This window comes from Burkholderia sp. Ac-20384 (genome assembly GCF_017104605.1).
GTDB classification, from domain to species: Bacteria; Pseudomonadota; Gammaproteobacteria; order Burkholderiales; family Burkholderiaceae; genus Burkholderia; species Burkholderia lata.
Genome location: NZ_JAAGPE010000013.1, coordinates 47,254 through 73,302, shown reverse-complemented (window position 1 = coordinate 73,302; position 26,049 = coordinate 47,254). Strand labels below are relative to the sequence as shown.

Annotated in this window: 24 protein-coding genes; 14 read left to right on the top strand and 10 right to left on the bottom strand. The window is 64.3% G+C overall.

The genetic code is table 11. The features are described 5' to 3' along the window. Positions 1 to 546 (top strand): FAD-binding oxidoreductase (locus G3O00_RS04505; RefSeq protein WP_206142222.1); only part of this gene is annotated, 546 nt, incomplete at its 5' end. An 82-nt stretch (positions 547 to 628) separates the two neighbouring features. Next, positions 629 to 1,723 (top strand): potassium channel protein, encoded by a 1,095-nt coding sequence (locus G3O00_RS04500; RefSeq protein WP_041493251.1) that lies wholly within the window; start codon positions 629 to 631, stop codon positions 1,721 to 1,723. Between the two features lie 6 nt (positions 1,724 to 1,729). Here the strand turns inward: G3O00_RS04500 and G3O00_RS04495 are convergent, their stop codons facing one another. The 4 genes from G3O00_RS04495 to G3O00_RS04480 all read right to left on the bottom strand — a co-directional run bounded on the left by G3O00_RS04495 (position 1,730) and on the right by G3O00_RS04480 (position 6,837). Next, positions 1,730 to 3,100: an MmgE/PrpD family protein gene (locus G3O00_RS04495; protein WP_206142221.1), complete on the bottom strand. Its 1,371-nt coding sequence runs from the start codon at positions 3,098 to 3,100 to the stop codon at positions 1,730 to 1,732. Between the two features lie 77 nt (positions 3,101 to 3,177). Then, positions 3,178 to 4,812 carry a GMC family oxidoreductase N-terminal domain-containing protein gene (locus G3O00_RS04490; protein WP_174929663.1) on the bottom strand — a complete coding sequence of 545 codons (1,635 nt, stop codon included), beginning with the start codon at positions 4,810 to 4,812 and terminating at the stop codon, positions 3,178 to 3,180. A gap of 47 nt (positions 4,813 to 4,859) precedes the next feature. Next, entirely contained in the window at positions 4,860 to 6,326 is a 1,467-nt protein-coding gene (locus G3O00_RS04485; RefSeq protein WP_206142220.1) for an aldehyde dehydrogenase, read from the bottom strand. 22 nt (positions 6,327 to 6,348) lie between these two features. Next, on the bottom strand, positions 6,349 to 6,837 hold the full coding sequence (locus G3O00_RS04480; RefSeq protein WP_206142219.1) for a cupin domain-containing protein: 489 nt from the start codon (positions 6,835 to 6,837) through the stop codon (positions 6,349 to 6,351). Positions 6,838 to 7,156: 319 nt separating this feature from the next. On the opposite strand from G3O00_RS04480, the gene G3O00_RS44075 reads away from it, so the two are divergent. Beyond that, the gene (locus G3O00_RS44075) at positions 7,157 to 8,002 is read left to right on the top strand and encodes a LuxR C-terminal-related transcriptional regulator (RefSeq protein WP_206142218.1); all 846 of its coding nucleotides are present in this window, start codon (positions 7,157 to 7,159) and stop codon (positions 8,000 to 8,002) included. Between the two features lie 100 nt (positions 8,003 to 8,102). Here the strand turns inward: G3O00_RS44075 and G3O00_RS04470 are convergent, their stop codons facing one another. The 3 genes from G3O00_RS04470 to G3O00_RS04460 form a co-directional block, all read right to left on the bottom strand. Then, positions 8,103 to 8,666 carry a DUF2889 domain-containing protein gene (locus G3O00_RS04470; protein WP_206142217.1) on the bottom strand — a complete coding sequence of 188 codons (564 nt, stop codon included), beginning with the start codon at positions 8,664 to 8,666 and terminating at the stop codon, positions 8,103 to 8,105. Positions 8,667 to 9,028: 362 nt separating this feature from the next. Beyond that, positions 9,029 to 9,787 (bottom strand): glucose 1-dehydrogenase, encoded by a 759-nt coding sequence (locus G3O00_RS04465; protein ID WP_206142216.1) that lies wholly within the window; start codon positions 9,785 to 9,787, stop codon positions 9,029 to 9,031. A gap of 405 nt (positions 9,788 to 10,192) precedes the next feature. Then, complete coding sequence (locus tag G3O00_RS04460; RefSeq protein WP_174929658.1) at positions 10,193 to 11,161, bottom strand: AraC family transcriptional regulator; 969 nt, start codon at positions 11,159 to 11,161, stop codon at positions 10,193 to 10,195. A gap of 211 nt (positions 11,162 to 11,372) precedes the next feature. Between G3O00_RS04460 and G3O00_RS04455 the strand changes: the two genes are divergently transcribed. Then, entirely contained in the window at positions 11,373 to 12,233 is an 861-nt protein-coding gene (locus G3O00_RS04455; RefSeq protein ID WP_206142226.1) for an oxidoreductase, read from the top strand. A 46-nt stretch (positions 12,234 to 12,279) separates the two neighbouring features. Beyond that, positions 12,280 to 13,146: an oxidoreductase gene (locus G3O00_RS04450; RefSeq protein ID WP_206142215.1), complete on the top strand. Its 867-nt coding sequence runs from the start codon at positions 12,280 to 12,282 to the stop codon at positions 13,144 to 13,146. Between the two features lie 112 nt (positions 13,147 to 13,258). Here the strand turns inward: G3O00_RS04450 and G3O00_RS04445 are convergent, their stop codons facing one another. From G3O00_RS04445 to G3O00_RS04435, 3 genes are all read right to left on the bottom strand, one after another. After that, on the bottom strand, positions 13,259 to 14,119 hold the full coding sequence (locus tag G3O00_RS04445) for an oxidoreductase (protein WP_011354783.1): 861 nt from the start codon (positions 14,117 to 14,119) through the stop codon (positions 13,259 to 13,261). A gap of 747 nt (positions 14,120 to 14,866) precedes the next feature. Beyond that, on the bottom strand, positions 14,867 to 15,739 hold the full coding sequence (locus tag G3O00_RS04440) for a TetR/AcrR family transcriptional regulator (RefSeq protein WP_206142214.1): 873 nt from the start codon (positions 15,737 to 15,739) through the stop codon (positions 14,867 to 14,869). Between the two features lie 96 nt (positions 15,740 to 15,835). Continuing rightward, positions 15,836 to 16,333: a flavin reductase gene (locus G3O00_RS04435; RefSeq protein WP_206142213.1), complete on the bottom strand. Its 498-nt coding sequence runs from the start codon at positions 16,331 to 16,333 to the stop codon at positions 15,836 to 15,838. Positions 16,334 to 16,572: 239 nt separating this feature from the next. Here G3O00_RS04435 and G3O00_RS04430 point away from each other — a divergent pair, with 239 nt between their 5' ends. The 9 genes from G3O00_RS04430 to G3O00_RS04390 all read left to right on the top strand — a co-directional run bounded on the left by G3O00_RS04430 (position 16,573) and on the right by G3O00_RS04390 (position 25,903). Then, positions 16,573 to 17,232: a 2Fe-2S iron-sulfur cluster-binding protein gene (locus tag G3O00_RS04430; protein ID WP_206142212.1), complete on the top strand. Its 660-nt coding sequence runs from the start codon at positions 16,573 to 16,575 to the stop codon at positions 17,230 to 17,232. Between the two features lie 27 nt (positions 17,233 to 17,259). Beyond that, positions 17,260 to 18,204 carry a catechol 2,3-dioxygenase gene (locus tag G3O00_RS04425; RefSeq protein WP_174929654.1) on the top strand — a complete coding sequence of 315 codons (945 nt, stop codon included), beginning with the start codon at positions 17,260 to 17,262 and terminating at the stop codon, positions 18,202 to 18,204. 90 nt (positions 18,205 to 18,294) lie between these two features. Beyond that, positions 18,295 to 19,134 carry an alpha/beta hydrolase gene (locus G3O00_RS04420; protein ID WP_206142211.1) on the top strand — a complete coding sequence of 280 codons (840 nt, stop codon included), beginning with the start codon at positions 18,295 to 18,297 and terminating at the stop codon, positions 19,132 to 19,134. A 68-nt stretch (positions 19,135 to 19,202) separates the two neighbouring features. Next, positions 19,203 to 20,471: an LLM class flavin-dependent oxidoreductase gene (locus tag G3O00_RS04415; protein ID WP_206142210.1), complete on the top strand. Its 1,269-nt coding sequence runs from the start codon at positions 19,203 to 19,205 to the stop codon at positions 20,469 to 20,471. Further along, positions 20,468 to 21,313, top strand: coding sequence for an alpha/beta hydrolase (locus G3O00_RS04410; RefSeq protein WP_206142209.1), 846 nt, complete (start codon positions 20,468 to 20,470; stop codon positions 21,311 to 21,313). Before G3O00_RS04415 ends, G3O00_RS04410 begins: the two co-directional genes overlap by 4 nt. Positions 21,314 to 21,393: 80 nt before the next feature. Then, positions 21,394 to 22,188 carry a fumarylacetoacetate hydrolase family protein gene (locus G3O00_RS04405; RefSeq protein WP_206142208.1) on the top strand — a complete coding sequence of 265 codons (795 nt, stop codon included), beginning with the start codon at positions 21,394 to 21,396 and terminating at the stop codon, positions 22,186 to 22,188. Between the two features lie 78 nt (positions 22,189 to 22,266). Beyond that, on the top strand, positions 22,267 to 23,226 hold the full coding sequence (locus G3O00_RS04400) for an acetaldehyde dehydrogenase (acetylating) (protein WP_206142207.1): 960 nt from the start codon (positions 22,267 to 22,269) through the stop codon (positions 23,224 to 23,226). Then, positions 23,226 to 24,293: a 4-hydroxy-2-oxovalerate aldolase gene (gene dmpG, locus G3O00_RS04395; RefSeq protein ID WP_206142206.1), complete on the top strand. Its 1,068-nt coding sequence runs from the start codon at positions 23,226 to 23,228 to the stop codon at positions 24,291 to 24,293. Before G3O00_RS04400 ends, dmpG begins: the two co-directional genes overlap by 1 nt. Before the next feature lie 869 nt (positions 24,294 to 25,162). Further along, positions 25,163 to 25,903: a glucose 1-dehydrogenase gene (locus G3O00_RS04390; RefSeq protein WP_346778955.1), complete on the top strand. Its 741-nt coding sequence runs from the start codon at positions 25,163 to 25,165 to the stop codon at positions 25,901 to 25,903. The last annotated feature ends 146 nt before the right edge of the window (positions 25,904 to 26,049 follow it).

Genomic DNA, 26,049 nt, shown 5'->3' with positions numbered 1-26,049 from the left:
GGCATCCGGCAGCGCAAGAACGGTGCAATCAATCTCGCCGACGACATGCAGGTCGACGTCGACCTGACGCTCGGCCACCTGCGCGGGTTGAGCCTGTTCTGGCCGGAGTTCTGGTCGCAGCGCGACAAATTTCGGCTGCACGTGAACGGGTCCGCGTGGCGCGATGCGCTGGCCCGCATCAACGGTGCGACCGGGCCGATCGAGCCGCGCGATCCGCAGCCGCAGCCGAATCGCGCGCATGCGCCGCGCGCGCTCGCGAAGCTCAAGGCGATCTTCCCCGCGCTGAAGGATGCGCAGATCGTCGAGGCCTGGGCCGGCCTGATCGACGTGCTGCCCGACGGCATTCCGGTGATCGATGCGCCGGGCACGCCGTCCGGGCTCGCGATTGCGACGGGGTTCTGCGGCCACGGTTTCGCGATGGGGCCGATCGTCGCGCGGCTGCTTGCCGAGTGGATCGACACGGGTGCGCCGTCGCTCGACCTGTCGGCGTTTCGCGCGCAGCGCTTCGTCGACGGCACGATGGTGCGGCCGCGCAGCATGCTGTAACGGACGAATCGACGCGATGACGTCGGCCGGTCGCGGCCGACCCATCGTAGAATCGAGCCCGCATCCTTCAGGAGATTCCCCGTTGGCTTCGCCCTCCGCCCAGCGCCGCTCGTTGCGCTCACGCCTGCGTCGCGCCCGCAATCCGTGGCAGGCGCCGCGTGCGCGCACGCTGTTCACGCGTCCCGCGACGTCGCCGCGGCGCACGCTGCTGTTCCGTATCGGCGCGGTCGTGCTGCTGTGCACGCTCGCGTTCCTCGTGCTGTATCTCGATCGCGACGGGTTGCGCGATTCGACCAAGAGCACGCCGATGACCGTCGCCGATCTCGTGTACTTCACGATGGTCACGGTCGCGACGGTCGGCTACGGCGACATCGTGCCCGTCACCGCACGGGCGCGTCTCATTGATGCGTTCTTCATCGTGCCGATCCGCATCGTCATCTGGTTCATTTTCCTGGGCACGGCGTATCAGTTCGTGATCCAGCGCGTCGTCGAGGAATTCCGCATGAAACGCCTGCAGAAGCAATTGTCCGATCACATCGTCGTATGCGGTTATGGCCTGTCCGGCTCGATCGCGGTGCGCGAACTGCTCGAGAGCGGCGTCGATCCGGCGACGCTCATCGTGATCGATTCGCAGCAGCAGGCGATCGAGGCCGCGACGTCGCTCGGCGTGGCGGGATTGCTCGGCGATCCCGCGCACGAGGATCTGCTGCAGCAGGCGCAGGTGCGTGAAGCGAAGGCTGTGATCATTTCGGTGACCGACGATCCGACCGCGATCCTGCTCACGTTGTCGGTGCGCAGCATCGCGCCCGATACGAAGATCGTCGTGCGGATCCAGGAGAACCTGTACCAGCGGCAACTGCGGCAGGCGGGCGCCGACGTGATCGTGTCGTCGACGAAGATCGGCGCGCTGCTGCTCGCGGATGCCGTGCATAGCCGCTATATCGTGCCGTTCGTGAACGACATGCTGTCGACGCGTGGCCGTGCGACGCTGCTGGAGCGCGAGGCGATGCCGCAAGAGGTCGGCTGCATGACGAACGTCGTGCCGGGCGCGATCGTCGTCGGGCTCGATCGATGCGGGAAGATCTTTTCGTTCTACGAGGATCCGCCGTGCCGGATCGAGGCGGGGGACACGCTGGTCGTGATCCAGTCGGCGCGGATTCCCGATCCGGATATTTGAGCACGCTCAGATCGACGTGCACGCGGCGAGTGCGCGCACGTCCGGCACGTGCTCGATATCCATCACCAGCGCCTTGAGCTGATCGACCTTCTCGCGAGGCAACACGATCGACGCGTTGTCTTCGAACTTGCCGATGATTTCGGCCTCGCTTGCCGGATTGGCCTGTGCGCCGCGATTGGCCGCCATCCGATGCTCGAAGATCCGGGCATCCCTCAGTTTGATCCTGACCCACCCGGGGAATGAACCGGGGTAACCGGTATCGTCGGACTCCGTGAATTTCAGCCTTTGGGCCAGCTTCAGGATGCTGTCGTCCTTGATGGTTTCGTCGCTGAACGCCCTGAGCCCGACCTTGCCCCGGTGCAGCATCACCGACACGACGTAAGGCAGGCTGAACTTGGCCGTGTACGCCGTTTTCGGCACGTAGCGATCTTCCCGCGGGTGGCAAAGCAGCTCGGCCTGCATCGGTGAAATGATGCATTCGATTTCCTCGATGTCATCCAGCGCGAATGGATTCGCTTGGCGGATCTCCTTCACGCAATCGAGAAACGCCTGCGTGTGATGGCAGCACGGGTACAGCTTGTACGCGATGTCGTTGACTTCCCACGTGGTCCCGAGATTGGCCACGGCTTTTTTCAGGTCGTAGTTGCCTTCCGGCAGGAAGGAATTGAAGAAGCCGTATCGCCCCTCGAACACGGTGTTCGGGCCCGTGACGCCTTCCTCGGCCAGGATGCTCGCGATGATCCCGCTGTACGCCGCCCAGCCGGGCTGAATCTGCTTGAGCGAGGACTTCGCGTTCAGGCACTCGAGAATGCCCGACGCCTGGCTGCCCGCGATGCCCAGCGCATTGCATTGCACGCCGGCGTCCATGCCGTTCAGCTTGCCGGCGATCAGCACCGCGCCGAAGATCCCGACCAGCGACGTCGCATGGTAGCCCCTCATGTGGAAGACGCCGGGCGCGGCCATGCCGAGCCGCGTCGTCGTTTCATAACCGGCGACGACGGCAGTGAGGAAATCCCTTCCGCTGGCGCCGACCGATTCCGCGACGGCGAGGCTCGCGGGCACGACCACCGAACTGATATGGATCACCGAACCTTGATGCGTGTCGTCGAAGTCGGGGCCGTGGGCTGCGCTGGAATTGATCAGCGCGGCGGCGGCCGCGGAAAACTTCTCCGTGCCGCCGATGATCGACGATTCCGGGTGCGTGCCGATTCGCGCCATGGCTCGCTTGACCGCCTGCGCCGTGTCGTCTTGCGATGCGGCGAGGCAGATGCCGATCGTGTCGAGCACATGCAGCTTGGCGTTGGCCAATGCGTCGGCAGGGATATCGGCGAAGTCGAGGTTCCGGGAGAACTGGATGAGTTGTTCGGAGAGGGTCATGTCAGGTATTTCGCGGTTTCGCTCGCATTGCGCGGTTGTCTGAATGTCGGGGTTCGCGGTTCGATTCGTCGAATGGACTAACGCGTGTGCGTCCCGCTTGTTTCTCGGCGAGGTAGTGCGTCTTCACGAATCATGGCGGCCGCTTTCTCGCCGATCATGATGCAGGGCGCGTTGGTGTTGCCGGCGTTGATCGTCGGCATGATTGCGCCGTCGGCGACGCGCAAGCGCTGCACGCCGTGAACGCGTAGCCGTGGGTCGACCACCGCCATCGCATCCACGCCCATCTTGCAGGTTCCGACCTGATGCCAGCCGCAGTTGCCGATGCTCTTGAGATGCTCGAGCAGGCGTTCATCGGTGGTGGCGCCGGGGCCCGGCGAAATCTCTTCGACGACGCGCTCGGCCATCGGTTTAGCCGCCATGATTTCGCGCATCCGGCGCACGCCGCGCAGCGTGCGGATCGCGTCGTCCGGTGCCGCCAGGTAGTTGGGCTGGAACACGGGCGCTGTGAGCGGATCGGGAGAGGCGAGGTCGACCCAGCCGCGCGACGCCGGATTGAGCAGCACCACGCCGGCACTGAGGCCGGGGAAACGGTCGACGATGACCGCGCCCTTCGGGTGGAACGTGTAGGACAGGGGCCGCAGCACCAGTTGCAGATCGGGTTGCCCGAGATCCGCGGAGCTGCGCACGAAGGCCGCGCCCTGCGACGCGGAGATCGCCAGGACGCCGGTACGCGTCAGCAGATAGCGCGCGCCTTCGACATATTTGCGCAGCCCGGAAAGGCGCTGGTTATACGAGCTTCCCGGCGTGACTTTCCAGATCATCGGCGCAAACCAGTGGTCCTGGAGGTTTTGTCCCACGCCCGGCAGGTCCACGCGCGTGTCGATGCCTTTGGCCTGCAGTTTCGCGCCGTCGCCGATGCCCGACAGCATCAGCAGGTGAGGCGAATTGAGCGAGCCTGCCGAGATCACGATTTCCCGCGCAGCCTCGATGATTCGCCGCTCGCCGTTTTGCAGGATCTCGATGCCGGTCGCCACGTTGCCTTGCATCACCACGCGCAGGACGCGCGCATTGCCGAGGACCGTCAGGTTGCGGCGCTGCAGGTGAGGCTCGATGAAGGCGTTGAAGGACGTCTCGCGGCGGCCGTCGCGGATCGTATGCTGCTGAAAGTCGACGCCCTCGTACGGCGGCGCATTGAGGTCCTTGATATGGGGAATGCCGATACTGTCGGCGGCGCGGATGAAATCCTCGATCGCGGGGCTGCGGGTGACGGGATCGGACACACGCAGCGGGCCGTCTGCGCCGTGATGTTCACTGGCGCCCCGCGCATTGGATTCGGAACGCTTGAAGTAGGGCAGGACGTCGTCCCACCCCCATCCGTCGTTGCCGAGGCTTTTCCAGCGTTCGTAATCCAGCGGATTGCCGCGGATATAGACCATGCCGTTGACGGCGCTGGTGCCACCCATCGTGCGCCCGCGCGGCCAGTAGATCTTGCGGTCGTGAATCTGCGGGCCGGCTTCGGTGAAATACGACCAGTTGTAGCGCTTTTCCAGAAACAGCCGCCCCATGCCCGCCGGCGAGCGAATCCAGAAATTGTCGGCCGGCCCGCCGGCCTCGATCAGCAGCACCCGGTTCTGCGGATCTTCCGACAGCCGGCTGGCAACGGGGCAGCCCGCCGAGCCGGCACCCACGACGATGTAGTCATAAATTTCCATGCGCGTTTTCCTTGTGCCCGGGAAGGGCGTCATCTCCCACGGCGGCTTCAGCTCGACAGTTGTTCTGCATAACTGACCGGTATGCCGATCGACTTGATTTCGACATAGCCGTCGAAACCTTCGATGCCGGCCTCGCGACCGATCCCGGACTTCTTCCTTCCGCCGAGCGGCGAGTGATAGCCCGCGCTGGCGCCGTTGATGTCGATTGCACCGGTCCGGACGCGTCTTGCGACGGTCACGGCCCGCTCGGTGTCGGCGGAGAACACGGCGCCGTGCAGCCCGTAGGCCGAGTTGTTGGCGATCGCCACGGCATCGTCGTCGCTGTCGAAGGACAGGATCGAGATCACCGGGCCGAAGATTTCTTCCTGCGCGATCACCGCATCCGGGTCGACGTCCGCGAAGATCGTGGGCTCCACGAACCAGCCGCGCGTGAGCCCCTTCGGCCGGCCGCCGCCGAGCACGAGCCGCGCTTCCTGCTTGCCTTTCGCGATATAGCCTTCAACCCGGTCGCGTTGGCGGGCACTGACGAGCGGCCCGATCTGGGTGAGCGGATCGAACGGATCGCCGACCGGCATCGAGCGAACCATCGCGACGAATGCGTCGATCAGTTCGTCCTTGCGGTGTTTCGAGACGAGCAGGCGCGTCTTGTTGCTGCACACCTGGCCCGAGTTGCGCAGCGAGCCCATCCGCAGCGACTCCACCGCCTTGCCGATATCGGCATCGTCGAGCACGATGGCGGGCGATTTGCCGCCCAGTTCGAGCGTGATGCGCTTGATGTCGTTTCCGCACAATGCGCCGAGCCGCTGGCCGGCGGCGCTGGAACCCGTGAACGAGACCTTGTCGACCTCCGGATGCAGGCAGAGGTACTCGCTGACCTCGCGGTCGGCAGGGAGAACGTTCAGTACACCCTTCGGCAGGCCGGCCTTCTCCGCGAGTTCGGCCAGCAGACAGGCGTCGAGCGGCGTTTCGGGCGCGGGCTTGAGGATCACGGTGTTCCCGGCCAGCAGCGCAGGAGCGAGCTTCAGGACCGCTATCTGCAGCGGCGCGTTCCATGGCACGACAGCGGCAACGACGCCGAGGGGTTCGCGTAACACGAGGCCGTTGCCTGTCGCGGTGCGGCGGACCTGCGAAAACGGATAGTGCGGCGCCACCTCCAGGAACATGCCCAGCATGCTGATGGGCCCGCCTGCCTGCATCCATCGCGAGATCGAGATCGGGCAACCCATCTCCTCGGTGACGAGGTGCGCGATCAGGCTTTCGTGCTCGATCAGCAACTCGCGCAACCGGGCCATCACGTCCATGCGCTGGTGCAGCGACATGCGTGGCCATGGGCCATGGTCGAATGCACGGCGAGCAGCGGCCACGGCGGCATCCGCATCCACTTTCGACGCGGAGATGACGCTGGCCATCTTCTCTTCGGTCAACGGGGAAACGAGCTCGACGAAGTGCGTGGAGTCCGGCTTGACCCATTCTCCACCGATGTACAGCCGGTCGTTTCGGCCTTCCCAGATCATGATGGTTCTCCGCCCGTCGCACTCAGCTCTTGATGTACTGGTCGAAGTTGTCGCCGAAGCTTGCACCTTCGCCGAGCGGTTCGGCGCGAACGACCGCGGCCAGCAGCGTGGCCGGCTGGCCGCCGGTTTCGCGCCAGCTGTGCTTGACGCCGCGATCGACGATCAGGTCGCCCGCCTTGAGTTCCACGCTGCCCGTTTCGAGCTCGAGGAGAACCTTGCCGCTCAGGACAACGACATAATCGATCGTGTCGGTCGTATGCCAGGCCGACGGCGCATCGGACGAGGACGGGGAAAACAGCAGGAAGAACGTCGAGCTGGTAAAGGTGTCCGTGCCGAACGGTGCCGCCGCCTCGTCGTTGCCGACGTTGCTGACCGGATAGCCGTCCGTTTTCCAGATCACGGCCGGCACGCCCTGGCATTCGGGAATCTGGTTCAGCGTCTTGTCGGAAACCACGCAGGACTTGCCTTCGTTGTCGAGGCCCGTGACGATGCGGCGATGGGTGAATGCCATGGTTTTCTCCTGATGCGCAGCGAAGTTTGCCGATCGTCGATCGATCGGTTTTGGTAATCCGGAATGGACAGGAGAAGGCTATCGGGTGGGGCAGCGCATGTCTGCTACCTGCCGAGGGGGCGCAATTACCCTAGGTCGTCGTTCGTATTGCCGCTGCGTGACCGGCTTCGTCGAGCCGGATACGGTGCAACTTGCCTGCCTGATGTCCCGGCGAACGCGCGGCGATCGTGAAACAGCGCGCGACGTGACGCCTCGGCGGGCGCGCCGGAATGCTATTCTTTTCGCAAAGACAGCATTCGAATGACTCATGGAGACAGACGTGCGTACCAAGGTAGAAAGGTCGCCTGCTTCATCGATGGCGACGGACTGGCGATGGAGCAGCGGCTTCCAGTGGGACAGCCTGCTGGCTTCGTTCGGGCGTCCGACATTCGAAGTCGAGGTGACGCGGCTGCTGGTCGAGGCGCTGGGTGTCGACCAGGTGCATATCTTTCGCGGCACGGTCGACGAACCGCAGATCGTTGCATCCATTTGCGCGAGCGGCACCGGAAGAGCCGAGCAGCAGAGCGAACGCTATATCGATCAGAAGGTGTGGCGCTTCGATTCCGAATTTACCCGCTACGACCATGACATCGAGCATGGCCCGGCCGTGTTTCGCTTCGATACCGTACGCACCAAGAGCCAGGAAATGCGGGATTTCTACGAGTTCGTCGACGTGGGCGAGCGGGTCATCGCCATCGGCGACAGTCCTTCCGGGAGGCTCTATCTGGCTGGCATCCGGTCACGGGCACGCGGATGCTTCACGGCGGACGAGGAGTATCGGTTGCGCCTGCTTGGCGAGATGGCCTTTCCGATGGTGGCGCGGCATTACGCGTTGCAACTGGAGAAGCAGGCGATGTCCAGGGCGCTGACGTCGCTGCCCGTCATCGAAAGGTGTCTGTCGTTGTGTCGCGAGAATTTTTCGAAGCGGGAGGGCCAGGTGGCCGCGCGCATGCTCTACGGCCTGTCGACGGAACGCATCGCACTGGACCTGGGCATCAGTGCGGATACGGTCGTGTGCTATCGGCGCCGCTTCTATCAGCGTTTCGGAATCGGCTGTTTTCGCGACCTGGTCATCTGGTACTTGGACCTGTATGGCGCGGTGGGGCATTACCTGGAACCCAACTAGGCATCCCGTTCTTGTCTGGCGGGCCATAGGCCCGTACCACCGCACGGCGAATCGATCGGCGCAGGCGCGTCGAACGGATTCGCCACCGCGCATGTATCGGTCAGGGCTTGCGGTAGTACTTCGGATAGTACTGGGCGACCACCGGTGTCGATTCCGCCCACGTCCGGCAACGGTTGATGAAAAACGGCGGCGCGTCGTTGCCGAACGTCGTGTCGACCTGGTCGGGCGAGAACTGCGACTGATACGCGAAGATCGTCTGGTAGGCGGTCGTCGCCATCGACAGGATCAGGTCTCTCAGGTGCGTGCAACTCCGCACGCCGCCGAGGGTGTCGTCGACGGCACGCCGGAAGCCGCGCGTCAGCGATTTTCCGACGAGGCCCTGCGTGGGATCGTTCGCGCCCGGGCAATACGCGAATGGCGTCGCGGGCATCGACGTCGCCACTTCGTGAATCTTCAGGTCGTTGTCGACGGTCAGTCTTGCACACATGTTGTGATACGGCGTGCCGGCGGGCAGCGTGCCGCGTTCGCGATCCACACTGTCGTAACCCTTCTCGTCGACGATCTCTCCTTCGATGTCCCACAGGCCGTCGTCGCGTAGAAAACCGCGGGTAATGACGCGCCGCTCGTGCAACATCTGTCGTGGTTGGGGAGGAGGCAGCTTCATTTCGTCATTTCCTTCGGGGCAGGGCGGGTGTGCGTTGCGTTGAACGGGCATCGATGGTTGGGGGAACGGCGATCGCGGTGCGTATGCGACCGCGGCGTGGCGGAGGGCGAAGCGACGGTGACGAATCGATATCGCGACCGGTGCGGAGCTTCGTGCCGCAGGGGCGATTTTAACCTACCTTCTGTTAGGCTGGGTTGCCGCGGAAGGTCGAGCGGAATGGATGTGCCGGCCAGCGGCTATGGGCGCTTGGCCTTCATCGACACTTCCTTGTGCGCGTGACGCCGGCGTATCAGGGGAATCGGGAAATCGAATCGAAAAGAGCGGCCGGCATGCCTACGCGCAGAGGTCGGCCGCCCGCGACGTCAGAGCGTCGTGTAACCGCCGTCGACGACCAGTTCCGCACCCGTCACGTAGGACGACTCGTCGCTCGCAAGGAAGAGCACGACGTTCGCGACTTCCTCCGGCTTGCCCGGGCGGGACAGCGGGATCTTGGACAGCACGGCCTTGACGATTTCGGGATCCTCGAACAGATACGCGCTCTGCGGGGTATGGATCAGGCCCGGGTGCACCGAGTTCACACGAATGCCGAACGCGGCAAGATCGACGGCCGCACCTTTCGACAGGAGGCGGTTCGCCCCTTTCGATGCGCCGTAGCCGGGATGCAGATTGGGGAAACAGATCATCCCGGCGATCGACGACATGTTCACGATCGATCCACCGCCCGCCTTCTTCATGTGGGGCAGGACGGCCTTGATGCCCAGGAACTGGCCATTGAGGTTCAGCGCGATCAACTGGCTTAGCCCGTCGAGGGTGGCCTGGTCCCAGGTTTCCGGGGTTCCGGGCAATCCCGCGTTGTTCACGAGAACGTTCACTTGCCCCCATTGCGTCAGCGTCTTGTCGACGGCCGCCTGCCAATCGCCTTCCTGCGTGACGTCCAGCAGGGCGTGATCTGCGGTCAGGCCCTGCTTCCGAATCTCCGCCGCAACCTGCGCGGCGCCATCCTCGCGGAGATCCGTGACCAGGACCTTCGCACCTTCGAGCGCGAGGCGGCGTGCGCTGGCGGCGCCCATGCCGCTGGCAGCGCCGGTGATAATCACGGTTTTTCCGAGCATTCGATTCATTCAAGTCTCCTGGAAATGTTGTTCTTGAATCCGTTTTTCATGCAGGACTACTTATCGAGAAAGCTGAGCGACTCGAGGAAATTGCCGCAGGTAACGGCCCGTGTGCGTCGTGAGCCAGTGAGTGGCTCAGCCACGCAAGGTCAGTCTTGCAGTGGACTGGACGGTGGTCGCGCAGGGTGCGAACACGGATATCGCGTTACGTCCCGGGGCAATCGAGTGCTTGTGCAGCGTATCCGCATCGAGTCGCCCCGTAAATTCGCATTTTTAGAATTGTCGCTTCGACGAGCCCGAATCGCTGCATGTCGCAGTCGATTTGTTCCGGGCGATGGAACCGGATTGCCGAATCGCGATCGCCACGGTGGTCGTGGATGTCGGCGCGCAGCGCAGCCGCGGGGCGCGACTGCGTTACGTGTCGTACGACTGGGCCGACAGCGCACCCGCCACGTCCCGATGTTCTTCGGACGGCGTGGACTGGCGCCGGTACTGCAGCGGCGAACAGGACATCGTCCTCTTGAACGCCGTGCTGAACGCGCTTTCGGATTCGTAGCCGAGCGAGAAGGCGATCGACGAGACGCTCTGCTCGCCGTCGCGCAGGAGATTCGCGGCCGTCATCATGCGCCATCGCGTCACATAGCCGATGGCCGTACCGCCTTCCAGCTCCTTGAACCGTTGCGCGAAGCCCGACCGCGACATGCCGGCGATCTTCGCCAGTTCCGCCAGCGTCCAGGGATGGGCCGGATCGGCATGGATCGCCCGAATGGCCGCACCGATCTGCCGGTCCGACAGCGCCAGGAACCAGCCCGGAGACAGGTTGGTCGAGGTTTCCAGGTGGAGCCGCAGGACCTGCACCAGCATGCAGTGAACCAGGTGCGTTGCCATCAGCGCGGAACCCGGCCGCTCCTGGCGGACTTCCTCGGCAAGCTGCTCCAGCGACCAGCGCAGCACTTCCGCATGACCCGTTGCGCTCGGGACGTTGACGATCGCCGGCAGCGTGTCGAACAACGGCGCGGCGTGGCTCGCGGAAACGTCGAAGCGGCCACTGATCAGCAGCACCTCGCCGCCGCCGTTCCAGACCGCCACGCCATCGCGGGCCGCGGCATCCATGACCGGCTGGCAGTCGGCGGGCGGCAACGCGGGATCGGACGAGAGCACGAAACGACGGCCGCTGTTCAGCAGGAAGCAGTCGCCCGGGTTGAACCGGACGGGTTCGGCAAGGTCGTCGACGATGCCCCAGCAGCTGCCGCGCACCACGGCGGTGAACTTGATGCCCGGGTTGGCCGGAAACGAAAAGGACCAGTCTCCCGCCGCATCGAGCGATGCGTAGAACTGGCTGCGCGGCTTCAGGAGCGTGAGTACGTCTGACAAGGGATCCATCGGGGCGTCCTGGACGATCTACAAAGAATGACAGACTTTATCGTATGGAGTGTCCAAGGTTCAACCGCTAATCTTGAGGGCATCGAAGGAGGCGGCGTGCCGATCTCCTTCATGTCCCTGGAGCGCCGGGCTTGCGGCCCGGATTGGCATTCGGCAGTCGTTGCACGCTCCTTCAGCCCGATGGTGGGCGGACACGGCAAGGAGAAGGTTCATGAGCAAGGTGTGGTTCATTACCGGCGCATCGTCGGGATTCGGGCGGGCGCTGGCGGAAGCGGTGCTGGCCGCCGGCGACAACGCCGTGCTGGCGGCTCGCCGGGGCGATGCGCTCGACGCGATCGTCGGCCGGCATGGCGATCGTGCGCTGGCGGTATCGATGGACGTGACGAACGCCGACGCGCGACAGCGGGCCGTGCGTGCGGCGCTGGAGCGCTTCGGGCGTGTCGACGTGCTCGCGAATATCGCGGGCCGGGGATCGTGCGGGGCGGCGGAAGAATTTTCGGGCGAGCAGCTTCGCGAACAACTGGAGCTCAACTTCATCGCCCCCGTCGAGCTGACGCGGGAAGTGTTGCCCCATATGCGCGCACGGGGCAACGGACACATCCTCAACCTGACCAGCATTGCGGGTCTCGCGCCCATTCCGGCCTGCGCGCTCTATTGCGCGGCGAAGTTCGCGCTCGAAGGATGGAGCGAGACGCTGCATCAGGAGGTCGGGCCGCTGGGCATCCGCGTGACGATTGTCGAGCCGGGTGGTTTCCGGACGGAATTCAACGGCGCGGCGATCATGCGGCCGGGCCAGACCATCGACGCATACCGACCGACGGTCGAGCCGATTCTGCAGTTCCTCGAGAGCGAGAGCGGCCGGCAGCCGGGAGACCCGGACAAGGCCGCGCGCCTGATGATCGAAGCGGTCAACAGCGATACGCCGCCGCTGAGACTGATGCTCGGTGCTGACGCGTATCAGCTCTGGGAAAAGACGGCGGCCGCGCGCGATGCCGATATTTCCGCCTGGCGCGAGAAGGGCGAGGCCACGGCCTACGATGACGCGCAATTGACGCCGATCGGCGGCGCTTGAGCGTGAGCGTCCCCATTCATTGAATCAAGATTGCAAAGGAATCGATATGAGCAAGAATCCAAAAGTCTGGTTGGTCACGGGTGCATCGTCGGGCTTCGGCAAGGCGCTGGCCGAGGCCGTCATCGCCAATGGCGACAGCATTGCCATCACCGCCCGTCGCCTGGATCGGCTGCAAGCCATCGCACAGGATCATGAAGACCGCGTGCTCCCGCTGGCCGTGGACGTGACCGATGCCGCGGCGCGCGACAAGGCCGTGGCCGACACGCTCGCGCGCTTCGGTCGCATCGACGTACTGGCCAACGTCGCCGGGCGAGGGGTGGCCGGCGCCTGCGAGGAGTTCAGTCTCGATCAGTTGCGTGAGCAGATGGAGCTGAATTTCTTCGCTGCTGCCGAGATGACCCGCGCGGTGCTGCCGCAGATGCGCGCGCAGGGTTCGGGCCATGTGCTCACCGTGAGCAGCATCGCGGGGCTGGTGTCGATGAATGCCGCGGGCCCGTACTGCGCAGCGAAATTCGCGATCGAGGGCTGGACCGAGGCACTGGCCATCGAGGCTCGACCGCTCGGCATTCACGTCACGCTGGTCGAGCCCGGCGCGTTCCGCACCGAGTTCGCGGGCGACGTCAACATGCGGCCCGTGCAGCGCATCGATGCTTACCGGCCCGTGGTCGAGCCGTTCGAAGCCTATCTCGAACACTCCGCCGGCAAGCAGATGGGGGACCCTGCCAAGGCCGCGCGGCGCATGCTGGAAGTTGTCGCAAGCGACGCACCGCCGGTGCGCCTGATGCTGGGCCGGGATGCGTTTTCGATCTGGGATGCGACCATCGCCAAGCGGATTCAGGACATCGACAGCTGGCGGGCAAGTGGCGAAGACACCGCATTCGACGGTGCCGAACTGGAGGAAATCCGGCTGTAACGCGGTTGTAGCGGGAAGGAAGAGGGGCCGGTCGATCGGGTCGACCGGCCCCTTTTTCGTCAGGATGACCGGCGCCCGCATCCGCGCATCGACCGGGCAGGGTTCAACGCGCTCAGAGCGCCTGCGCGGTGTTCTTCACGGCGCCGGGAATGGCCGTGTCCTCGCCACGTGTGCGCCATACGCCGAGATCGCGGTTGCGCGACGCGACGGCGCCGTCCCACAGCTGGTAAGCATCCTCGCCCAGCATCAGGCGAACCGGCGCGGTGTCGCACGCCACCATGTCGACGACCACCTGCATGCCCTTGACCGGGTCGCCCATCTGCTGGCCGTTCTGCGTGGTGTAGTACTCGTCCATGCCGGCATCCAGCGGCGCGTAGGCGGCGATTCGCTGTTCGGCCTTCATCGCCGCGTTGCCCGCGAAGCCGGTGCGGAACGCGCCCGGCTCGACCAGCGTCACGCGGATGCCGAACGGCTTGACCTCGTGGTGCAGCGCCTCCGTGAAGCCTTCCAGCGCAAACTTGGATGCGTTGTACAGGCCGCTGCCGGGAAACGCGACCAGGCCGGCAATGCTGGTCAGGTTGAGGATATGGCCCGACTGCCGCGCGCGCATCTGCGGCAGTACTTCGCGCGACAACTCCGCGGCCGCGAAGAAGTTCAGTTCCATCTGGGCGCGAATCTGGGCGGACGTGAATTCCTCGAGCGCGCCGTACGAGCCTGCGCCTGCGATATTGGCCAGCACGTCGATGCGCCCGAATTTCTCGTTCGCGGCCTTGAGCGCGGCGGCGCGTGCGGCGGCGTCGGTCACGTCCAGTTGCAGCGCCAGCGCGCGCTCGCCGTGAGGGGCGGCGATGTCCTGCAGCGACTCCAGGCGGCGGGCGGTCAGCACCGCGCAGTCGCCGGCGGCCAGTACCAATTCGGCGAGCGCTTTGCCGAAACCGGACGATGCGCCGGTGATGAACCAGATCTTGTTCATTTCGATCCCTTGAAAGTAGGTGTTGGATCTGTCTTGCGACGGGGGCAAGACGGAATCGGAGGGTGCTCCGGAAGCGGCCGCGTGCCTGCGTGGTGCGGCCTTGGGCCGGGCCTGCCGGTCCAGGTCTAGGTCCAGGTGCGTGCCGATGGGCGCGATAGGACGATCCCGTGTGCCGGCGGGCGCGGTCTTGTCGAATGATTCCGGGGCATTGACGAGCGGCGTGGCGTGCGCGGACGCACGCGGCCAAGGCTGTCAACGATATTCACTGACGGCCGAACGATCCATGCTTCAACGTCCTTATTTTCTTTTCGATCGTACAAGTGTGGCCGCGGGCCTTCTGTCGGGCGGGTCGCAGCGGCTTTGAGCGGGTGCGGCTCGAGGGGCCGCTGGAGCGTGGGCTTGAGACTGCCCGCGTCGTCGGCGAATCCTGTTCGCGGTCGTGATGCGGGGCCCCGGTGGGGGCAGGCCAGCTTGGGAAAGTCGATGAAGCAGCGGGGCGTGATAACTCATCGCGCCCGTTTTGCTATGGGACGTCTGGAAGATCGAAAGCGGGAAACGCTTCGTTGGCGGCGCGGTGGATGTCCTGGCGCAGAACGGCTCGCCCCTCACGGCCGGGTGCGTTGCAACGGCGACGCGGTTGCGTACCCGGCGGCACGCAGCCAGACATGGCCATCTCGCGGTGGTTCGACGGGGGCGATGCCGAACTCGTTCGACGCTGCCGACGGACCTGCAACGGCAGCGCCGGCGTTACTTGAAGAAGTCGGTGACGTAATCCGGCAGCGGCATTTCGGCAAGGCGGCGGGCCTCGTCCGGTGCGACGCCGTAGAGCCGCATCAGGCATTCGACCGTTTCGGCGGTGATCTGCGCACTCGGGCCGCCATCGAGAATCCGGGTCATCGCACTGATCAATGCGGCAATCGTGATGTCTGCCGCGGTGTCGATGTATTGAATCGAGAACCGCTTTTGCTCGGTGCCGTCGCCGATGTCTTTCGACGCACGAACCACGAACGTCTCGTTCATCTGCCGATGCGAATCCTGCGCGCGCACGATGAAGCGCCCCCACACGGGATCATGGACCGCCTTGGTCAGGAACATCTTCTGCACGTGACTGATCGCGACGGCCCGGTCCGTCTCGCGCGCCGAGATTTCGTCCGTGATGACGCCGATCTCCGATGCACGCTGCGCGAATACCGCCTTGGCGATCTCGTCCTTCGACTCGAAGTGGTTGTAGAAGGAGCCGAAACCGACATCGGCCAGCCTCGTGATCTCTTCGATCGTGCAGAGGTCGAAGCCCTTTTCCGCCATCAGGGTGTGCGCCGCTTCGATGAGCTTGCTCCGCGTCGCCAGGCGCGATCGCATGCCGCGCGGCATCGGCGCATCGCTGTCGCTGTGCAGGGGGGCTTTGGCAGGCGCTTTCGTTCGCGTCTTCCTGACGGACGAGGTTTTGGGAGCAGCGGGCTTGGGGGCCGCCTTGGTGCGCGTCACTGCGCGTGGTTTGGTTCGATCATCCATCTCGTAAGCCAGGTTAGCCGAAGCGCGCCGTTCAGAACTTGCCGCAGAACCGCGCACGGACACGATTTCCATGCCGGCGCACCGGCGCTGCGGCAAGAACGGCTTCATTGCTGAACAACGTCTGGTGTGCGCTAAAGCAATATCGGGAACCGAACAAGCGTATCACCCTTTGAGTCGATATCCAACGCGCGGCGGCGGTGCCGACTAGACCGGCCTGACGCTCGTGAGCCGATGGTAGGCGCGGTCGAAATACAGCAGGCCGCCCGCTTGAGACCCGTTCCCGATCCCGACGACCTGGCAGAACAGGATGCCGTGCGTGCCGACTTTCTCGATGCGGTCGATCTTGCAGTCGAAGCACACCAGGCTGTCGGGCAGCACCGGCGAACCGGTCTCCAGATACGCGTAATCGGTCTGCGCGAACCGGTCCTCGACCGACGCACGCGTCTGCCCGCTGAACAGCCGCGAGACATGTTCCTGCTCGGCACCGAGCACGTTCACGCACAGCACGCCGTTGGCCTCGAAGCGGTCGTACTGGTGGCTGCTCTGATTCATGCAGACGAGCAGTGTGGGCGGGCTGTCCGTGACGCTGCATACCGCCGACGCGGTAAAGCCGCCCAGGCCGGCGAGGCCATTCGTCGTCACGACATTGACGGCCGCACCCAGCCGCGACATTGCATCCCGAAATTCCGTTGGCATCACCATGACTTGTCTCCTTGAGTTCGATTGCACCCTGCTGGCCAGCTCCGCAGAGTGATGAAAAAATCATAGATGATGATTTCATCAGTTTCAACTGCCGGCGCAGGTAAACGTGGCTGGGGAAAACCCCATTTGACTCTTCGCAAATGTGATCGTTAAATCATAACTGATGACATCATCAGTTTATGGGTCGACGAGATTCGAATCCGGCCGGGGTGGCATCTGACGAGATAGAGGGGGCAGCGATGTACGTCGTGGTGGACAGGCAATGGCGGATCAGGGTCTCGGACGGGTTGGACGTCAGTCGGCTGGCGCTCCTCGTGCACCAGCCGCGTACCGAGTTGCAGCATGTGCGCGCGGTGCTGGACGGTGTCGCGGTTGGCGTCGACGCGGATTTCGCATCGATCTCGCTGGCCTGGCTGAAGTCGGAATGCCTGCGCGCCGGGTCGAGCGGGGGGCAGCGCTTTGCACGATTGATGGAGCAATTGCATCGGATCGGCATCAACGAGGAGGGTGTCGGGACCATACGCATCCCGATTCGGTGGAATCAGGTCGATCGGACCGAACCGGGCAGCGACGAAGCCTGGAACGGGGCGGTCTGCCAGGTCTACATCGTCGATACGGCGGAGCGGTTCAACTGCCACGGCAATCAGCCGGTGCTGCAGGCGGCCATCGGCGCGGGAACGAAGTCGATCCGGTCGGGTTGCCACGGCGGTGGATGCGGCATCTGCAAGATCAGGGTGCTGCATGGCAGCTATGCGTCCGGCCCGATGAGCCGGGCGCACGTCAGCCCGACGGCCGGTGAAGGCAGCGACGTGCTGGCGTGCCGGATCTACCCGCTGTCGAACCTGGTCGTCGAGTTGCTCGGAAAATCGAAGGAACGCTGCACGATCAAAAGCAGTTAGTTATCCAAAATCATGAAGGAGGGGATGATGGGTGTGATGAGAATCGGTCACGTGGCCCTGCGAGTGCTCGACCTCGATCGGGCGCTGCATCATTACGTGACGGTGCTGGGCCTGCAGAAAAGCCATGTCGACGCGCGCGGCACGGTCTATCTGAAGGGATGGGACGAGTGGGATCTCTATTCCGTTTCGCTGACGCAGGCGGATCGGTCCGGCGTCGAGCACATCGCGTACAAGGTCGAGAAGGAGGCCGATCTCGACACGCTGGCGGCGAGAGTCGAGGCAGCCGGCGTTCGGGCGACCGAGCATGCGGCGGGACATCTCGAGCGGTGCGGGCGCTCCATCGGCTTCACGCTGCCCAGCGGGCATCTGATGTACCTGTACGCGGACAAGGAATTTCGCGGCAAGAGTGTCGGCACGCTGAATCCGGAGCCCTGGCCCGATGGCCTCGAAGGCGCGGCGGTGCATTGGCTCGATCACGTGATGCTGATGTGCCCGGTCGACCCGGAGGCTGGCATCAACACCGTCGAGGAGAACACGCGCTTCCTCGGCGAGGCGCTCGATTTCCATCTGGCCGAGCAGGTGCTCGCCGGGCCCGATCACTCGGTGCAGGCCGCCGTGTGGCTGTTCCGGGGCTGCAAGCCTCACGATCTGGCCATGGCCGGCGGCCCGGTTGCCGGCCTGCATCACGTGGCGTTCTACCTCGACAGCTGGCACGACGTGCTGCGCGCGGCCGATGTGCTCGGCAAGCATCAGGTGAAGATCGACGTCACGCCGCAGCGCCACGGCATTACCCGTGGGCAGACGACCTACTTCTTCGATCCGTCGGGCAATCGCAACGAGATGTTCGCGGGGCTCGGCTACTACGCGCAACCCGACATGCCGCCCATCACCTGGCACGCGGAGGACATCTGGCGCGGCATTTTCTATCACCAGGGCGAACCGAGACCGGATTTCATCGAGGTCTACACCTGACCTGCGCGGCCGGTCGCGTCATCCGGCGCGACCGCGAGGCAGCGGATTTACAGCAGGTTGGCAGGGCAATTGCATTCAAGGAACAACGAGATGAACGAGACAGCAGCGACCCGGAACGACCCCGAAATCGGGCGCTCGATTCGTGCGGACGGCATCACCACGAACTACCACGACGAAGGAAGCGGGCGGCCGGTGCTGCTGATCCACGGCTCCGGGCCGGGCGTCACCGCGTGGGCGAACTGGCGGCAGACGCTGCCCGCGCTGGCGGAGTTCTGCCGGCCGATCGCGCCGGACATCGTGGGCTTCGGTTACACCGAGCGCCCGGATGGCGCGACGTATGGCAAGCGGCTCTGGCTCGAGCATCTCGTCGGCTTTCTCGATGCGCTGGGGCTGACCGAGGTGGACGTGATCGGCAACTCGTTCGGCGGCGCGCTCGCGCTGACGCTGGCGACGACCTTCCCCGAGCGGGTCGGCAAGATCGTGTTGATGGGAAGTGTCGGCGTGCCGTTCGAACTGACGCCCGGGCTCGATGCGGTGTGGGGGTACGAGCCGTCGAAAGAGAACATGCGGAATCTCCTGCACACGTTCGCCTACAACCACGGGATGCTGACCGACGCGCTTGCCGATTCGCGTTACGAGGCCAGCATCCGGCCCGGGTATCAGGAGACTTTCGGCCGGATGTTCCCGGCGCCCCGCCAGCAAGGCATCGACGCGCTGGCCGTGCCGGACGAAAAACTGTCGGCCATCCGCCAGCCGACGCTGATCGTGCACGGGCGGGAAGACAAGGTGATTCCGACCCGGACCAGCGAGCGGCTGTTCCAGCTGATTCCGCATGCGGAGCTGCACATGTTCTCCGAATGCGGGCATTGGGTGCAGATCGAGAAGGCCGCGAAGTTCAATCAACTGGTCCGGAATTTCCTGACGTCGTGATGCTTTCACGCGGCAGCTTGAAGGTTTCGGCAAAAAACGCCTCACCAGGCAAACATGAGAGGTGACACATGAAGATCAACTACTTCCAACAGGTTCCGTATCGGGACTTGCCGGCCGATTTCGAAACGAAACACGAATCGGTCGTCACGACGCCCTATGGGCTCACGACGCCGCAAGGCATCCGGGGCGCCTATCGCGATGCGCTTGACGAGATGATGTATGCGGCGCGCGCCGGCTTCGACGGGCTCGCGATCACCGAGCACGGGCAAAGCTCGTACGACATGATGCCGAACCCGGATCTGTTCGAGGCCGTGCTGGCCTACATGACCGAAGTCGAAGGCATCGAGACCGCGATCTATCCGATCGGGCGCTCGCTCGGCAAGACGCTGGAGCCGCTGCGGGTGGCCGAAGAGCAGGCGATGCTCGACTGCATGTCGGGGGGGCGTCTCATCTGCGGTTTTCCGATCGGCCTGGCGTACGACGCGAACGTGAACAACGGCGTGTCGCCGCTGCAGACGCGCGCGCGCTTCGATGAAAACCTCGAACTCATCCTGAAGGCGTGGAAGGCGCCGAAGCCGTTCGCGTGGAACGGCAAGTTCTCCCAGCACCCGGACGTGAACATCTGGCCGCGTCCGATCCAGAACGCGCCGCATCCGCCGGTCTGGATCACGGCGATCGGCAACCCGAACACGATGAAGTTCATCGTCGATCGCGACTACGGATTCAATTACTTCGGCTGGTTCGGCGCGAAAGCCACCGGCAAGCGCATTTTCGACCGGTTCCGCGAGATCGAACAGGAAGCGGGCAAGGCACCGAACCCGTACCGGATCGGCTTCATGCAGTCGATCGCGGTTGCCGAAACGGATGCCGAAGCCGAGCGGCTGTACGCACGGCATGCGGAATACTTCTTCCGCAAGGCGCTCGGCGGCATCGGGATGCACCGGCTGGCACTGCCGGGCGGCATCGACATCCGCGGGCTCGAATTCATCTTCCGCGATCCGAAGGATTTCGGCATGTACGACCGGATGAAGACGGCGACCTACCGGGATCTCCTCGAATCGGGTGCGGTCGTCGCCGGCGGGATCAGCACGGTGCGCGAGCAGCTCGTCGAATATGCACGCGAATTCGGCATCGGCAACCTGCACGCGATGCTGCAGTTCGGCTCGATGCCGAAGGAGCTCGCGCAGTACAACATCGACATGTTTACCAAATACGTGATGCCGGACCTCAAGAAGCTGTGGAGCGACAAGGGGCATCAGCATCACTGGTGGCCGGAGCGGCTGGGCGGCGTTCCGCTCGATGCTCGCCAACAACAACTCGCGGAGACACAGGCATGAACACCGAAACGATCGAATCCCCGAACCAGGCTGCCGTCAGCGTTCCGCTCGAGGAGCGCAAGGTGCCGGTGTGGGGCGGCAAAGTCACGCTTCGCGTCAAGGTTTTCGGCACGGGTGCGGATGTCGTCTATCTTCATCCGGCGGCCGGCCTCGTGATCGACGACTTCCTGATGGACCTCGCGGGCACGCATCGCATTTTCGCGATCGAGTTTCCGGGAACCAGTGCGGACGACCCTTACGCGGTGCGGCAGTTCGACGATCTTCACGACGTCGTGCTGGCCTATGAAGAAGCGATCCGCCAGCTCGGCATCGAACGGCCGATCGTCATCGGGCAAAGCTTCGGCGGCATGCTGGCAGCCGAGCTCGCGTCGACGTTCCCCACGTTGTTCCGCCGGGCCGTGCTGCTGGACCCGATCGGCCTGTGGCGGGACGACATGCCGGTCGTGCACTGGAATTCGGTGCCCGCCGAGCAGATGCCGTCGCTGCTCTTTGCGGATCCGGACAGCGAAGCCGCACGCGCGTTTCTCGCGATGCCGACCGATCAGGAATCCTTCGTAAAAACGCTGGCCGCGCGGATCTGGACGCTGGGCTGCACCGGCTCCTTCGTGTGGCCGATTCCGGATCGTGGCCTCGCGAAACGGCTGCACCGGATCCGGATCCCGACCAAGATCATCTGGGGCCGCGACGACAAGCTCGTGTCGTCCGGCTATGCGGCGGAGTTCCAGCGCCTGATCGCCGACAGCGAAGTCGAGATCATCGACGATTGCGGACACATCCCGCAGGTCGAGAAGCGCATCGAGACCTACCGCATCGTCAGCGGATTCCTCGGGCAAGCGAAGTAGTCGACGCACGTGCGGCGATGGGGCCGCACAAGCGGCAGGCGGGCAATACCCGCCTGCCGTTCCATCGAGGGGCTTTTCAAATGAATGTGGATCAGATTCAACACGTGGCGGACCGGCTCCGTCGGGCCGAAAGCACCGGCGATTTCATCGAGCCGCTGCACCGGGCGAACGCGGCGCTGAACATCGACGATGCGTATGCGATACAGCAGCTCAATATTCAACGACGGATCAGCGCGGGCAGCCGGCGGGTCGGCTGCAAGATCGGCCTGACGTCGGCAGCGGTGCAGAAGCAGCTGGGCGTCGACCAGCCCGATTTCGGCGTGCTGCTCGACGACATGGCCTACGGCGACCAGGAAACCGTGCCGTGGAGCGCGTTGAGCCAGCCGAAGATCGAGGCGGAAGTTGCGTTTGTGATGGGGCGGGACATCGCGTGCGACAACCCGGGGCATCTCGATCTGTTGCATGCAATCGAATACGTGCTGCCGGCGCTCGAGATCGTCGGCAGCCGGATCCGCGACTGGGAGATCGGCATCGTCGACACGATCGCCGACAACGCATCGTCGTCCGCGTTCGTGCTGGGGAATCGTCCGGTCAAGCTGTCGGACGTGGATCTCCGGTTGTGCGGCATGGTGACGGAGCGGCGCGGGGAAGTCGTCTCGCTCGGCGTCGGGGCGGCATGCATGGGGCATCCGGTCAATGCGCTCGTCTGGCTGGCCAGGACGATGGCGGCGCGTGGCGTGCCGCTGCGGGCCGGCGATGTCGTGTTGTCCGGCGCGCTCGGCCCGATGGTGAACGTGCGGCCGGGTGATGTGTTCGAAGCGCAGATCCAGGGGCTGGGCGCGGTGCGCGCGAGTTTCGACGACGCAGAGGCATGACATGCGGGGAGTCGGCGTGTTCGGGCGAACCGGATGCGACACGGCGAATGAAACGAGTTTGAACGATCGGAGTGGACGGTGAAGTCAAAAGCGAAAGTAGCGATCATCGGGCCGGGAAATATCGGCACGGACCTGATGATCAAGGTGATGCGTCACGGCACGCACATCGAAATGGGCGCGATGATCGGCGTCGATCCGAAGTCGGACGGCCTCGCGCGCGCGCAGCGCATGGGTGTCGCGATCTCGTCGGACGGTATCGACGGGTTGCTGGCGCTCGACGTGTTCAAGGAGATCGACATTGTGTTCGACGCGACGTCGGCCGGCGCGCACAAGCGGCACAACGATGTGTTGCAGGCGCATGGTGTGCAGGTGATCGACCTGACGCCGGCCGCGATCGGCCCGTATGTGATTCCGGCCATCAACCTGGAATCGGAAAATGCGCCGAACATGAACATGGTGACGTGCGGCGGCCAGGCGACGATCCCGATGGTCGCCGCGATATCGCGCGTGACGAAGGTGCATTACGCGGAAATCGTCGCATCGATATCGAGCAAGTCGGCGGGGCCCGGCACGCGCGCGAACATCGACGAATTCACCGAGACGACGCGCAAGGCGATCGAGCAGCTCGGCGGCGCGTCGCGCGGCAAGGCGATCATCATCCTCAATCCTGCCGAGCCGCCGCTGATCATGCGCGACACGGTGTTCGCGCTGTCCGATCCTGCCGATCAGGGCAAGATCGAGGACAGCATCGCGCAGATGGTCGCGAGCGTGCAGGCGTACGTGCCTGGCTATCGGCTCAAGCAGAAGGTCCAGTTCGACGTGATCCCGGCCGACAAGCCGCTCAACGTGCCGGGCGTCGGGCTGAAGCACGGATTGAAGACGTCGGTGTTCCTCGAGGTCGAGGGCGCGGCGCACTACCTGCCGTCGTATGCCGGCAACCTCGACATCATGACTTCGGCCGCACTCGCATGCGGCGACATGATGGCGCGCAGAAGAATGGCCGCGGGCATTGCGCGCGGTCACAAGGAGGCAGTGTGATGAACGACGCACGCAAGAAGCTCTATATTTCCGATGTGACCTTGCGCGACGGAAGTCATGCGATCCGCCATCAGTACAGCATCGCGAACGTGAAGGCGATCGCGGCCGCGCTGGATCGCGCGGGGGTCGACAGCATCGAGGTCGCGCACGGCGACGGCATCGAGGGCTCGAGTTTCAACTATGGTTTCGGCGCGCACTCCGACGTCGAATGGATCGAAGCCGCGGCTGCGAGCGTGACGCACGCGAAAATCGCCACGCTGCTGATTCCCGGCATCGGGACGATCCACGATCTGCGTAACGCGTACGATGCCGGCGCGCGCGTGGTGCGCGTGGCGACGCACTGTACCGAAGCGGACGTGTCGCGGCAGCATCTGGAATACGCCCGCGAGATCGGCATGGATCCGGTCGGTTTCCTGATGATGAGCCACATGACGACGCCGCAAAAGCTCGCGGAACAGGCGAAGCTGATGGAGAGCTACGGCGCGACCTGCGTGTATGTGGTCGATTCCGGCGGCGCACTTGGCATGAACGATATCCGCGACCGCTTCCGCGCGTTCAAGGAGGCGTTGAAGCCCGAGACACAGACGGGCATGCATGCGCACCACAACCTGAGCCTGGGTGTCGCGAACTCGCTGGTGGCGGTCGAGGAGGGATGCGACCGCATCGACGCGAGTCTGGCCGGGATGGGGGCGGGCGCGGGCAATGCGCCGCTCGAGGTGTTCATTGCCGCTGCCGAGCGCCAGGGATGGCATCACGGCTGCGACCTGTACGGCCTGATGGATGCGGCCGACGACATCGTGCGCCCGCTGCAGGACCGGCCGGTGCGTGTCGATCGCGAGACGCTCGCGCTGGGCTACGCCGGCGTGTATTCGAGCTTCCTGCGCCATGCCGAGCGCGCGGCGGACAAATACGACCTGAAGACCGTCGATATCCTCGTCGAACTCGGCCGCCGGAAGATGGTGGGCGGGCAGGAGGACATGATCGTCGACGTCGCGCTCGATCTGCTGAAGTCGGCGGAGCACGAACACGCGCATGCCGAGCCGACGATGAGCGAAGCGGGGCGTTGAGCGAGCACGTCGGCACGTCACGCCGGTGCGAGGCGACGCGCCGGCGGCGGCGCGCGTCGACGATTCATGCGCTGCCTCGGGCATGGCCGACGAGGCAGCGGCGGCGACGCTCGTCCCGATCGCTGATCACGTCATCGACCTGATGCAACGCCCGGCAGGGGATACCTGCCGGGCGTTGCATTTTGTGCAGCGAGCGGGCGTGCTCCGACGCGGAGTCCGTCTGCACGCCGTGCCGCTGTGCCTTCAAACCCGCGAACGGGTCATTCCGACAGCAAGAGCCGGCTGCACTCGCAGCTACGTGTACACAGGCGCACCGATCGCACGCGTCGGGGGAAAACCCTATTTGACGTGAATCAATGGTGATCGTTAAATCATAACTGAGGTGTTTATCAGTTTATGTGTGAGGTGACCTTCAGCGGCTTGTATTTGGTGTTGGAACAAGTGGCAATGAGCCGGACCGGTGAGGACCGGGCGCTCCGGAGCGGCGCTTGCCCGGACTTCCGGTCGTCCATCATTCGCAGGCGCTCGGGATAAAGGTTGCGGCGCCGGATGGCAATCTGTCGTGTGGCACATGACTGAATGCCTTGATCGGCTTTCGCTCGCGGCGAAAGTCGAGAGGGACGTGACGGCATCGATCTGATAGATCCCTGTTTGGTTAGGAATGCAGTAGATGTTTGGTTTAATGAATCGATAGCAGCAGCTGCACCGACACTGGAAACGCGAAGCGTGAACGGGCAACGGTTGGCAGTGTCAACCCGAGCGCAAGTTGTGCTCGCGTGACGCGATATCGCAACGACGGAACGCGAGCGAGCCGGTTGTGCTGCGGAAGGCCGATGTTCGGAAAAGACGATACGAAAGGAGACAGAGACGTGAATACGCATGAAGGACGTGTGGCGATCGTAACGGGTGCCAGCAAGGGGATCGGGCAGGCGGTTGCCGAGAAGCTTGCGACGCATGGGGCGCAGTTGGTGCTCTTCGATCTCGAAGACTGCGGCGAGACCTTGCGGCATATCGCCGCCATGGGCGGAACGGCGACAAGCATTCAAGGCGATGTGTCGTCGGAGCAGGACTGGGTCCGTGTGCGGGACGAAGTTCGTCAACGATTCGGGCGAGCGGACATCCTGGTGAACAACGCGGCCATCTATCCGTTTGCGACGATCGACGATCTGGATCCCGATCTCTTCCGCCGGGTGCTGAAGGTCAACCTCGAAGGCCCGTACCTCGGGGCCCGCACGTTTGCGCCGCTGATGGCCGAGAATCGGTGGGGGCGCATCGTCAACATTGCCTCCAACTCGATCGCGACGAACCTTGCCGGGCTCAGCCATTACATGGCGAGCAAGATGGGTGTGATCGGCCTGACCCGCGGCCTGGCCAACGAGCTTGCGGATCGCGGCATTACCGTGAACGCCGTCGCACCGGCCATCACGGACACGCCGGGAACGAGCGGCATGCCGCGCGACATCATCGATGCCGTGTGGAACCAGCAGGCCATCAAGCGTTTTGCGGTGCCGCGGGACATCGCCGGTCCGATCGTCTTCCTGACAAGCGAGGGCGCGGCGTTCGTTACCGGGCAGACCGTTTCCGTCGATGGCGGGATGATGAAGCTTTGACCGTGCCCACGCCCGCCGTTTAGCAAGAACGCTCGCTGCGCAGGCGCGACTACGGCTACCGCGGACGCATTTGGCCATCGGCGAATGATGGCCGATACAATCCACGACCGGATTTGAAGCAGGATCGCCGGGCAGCCCAGGTGTGA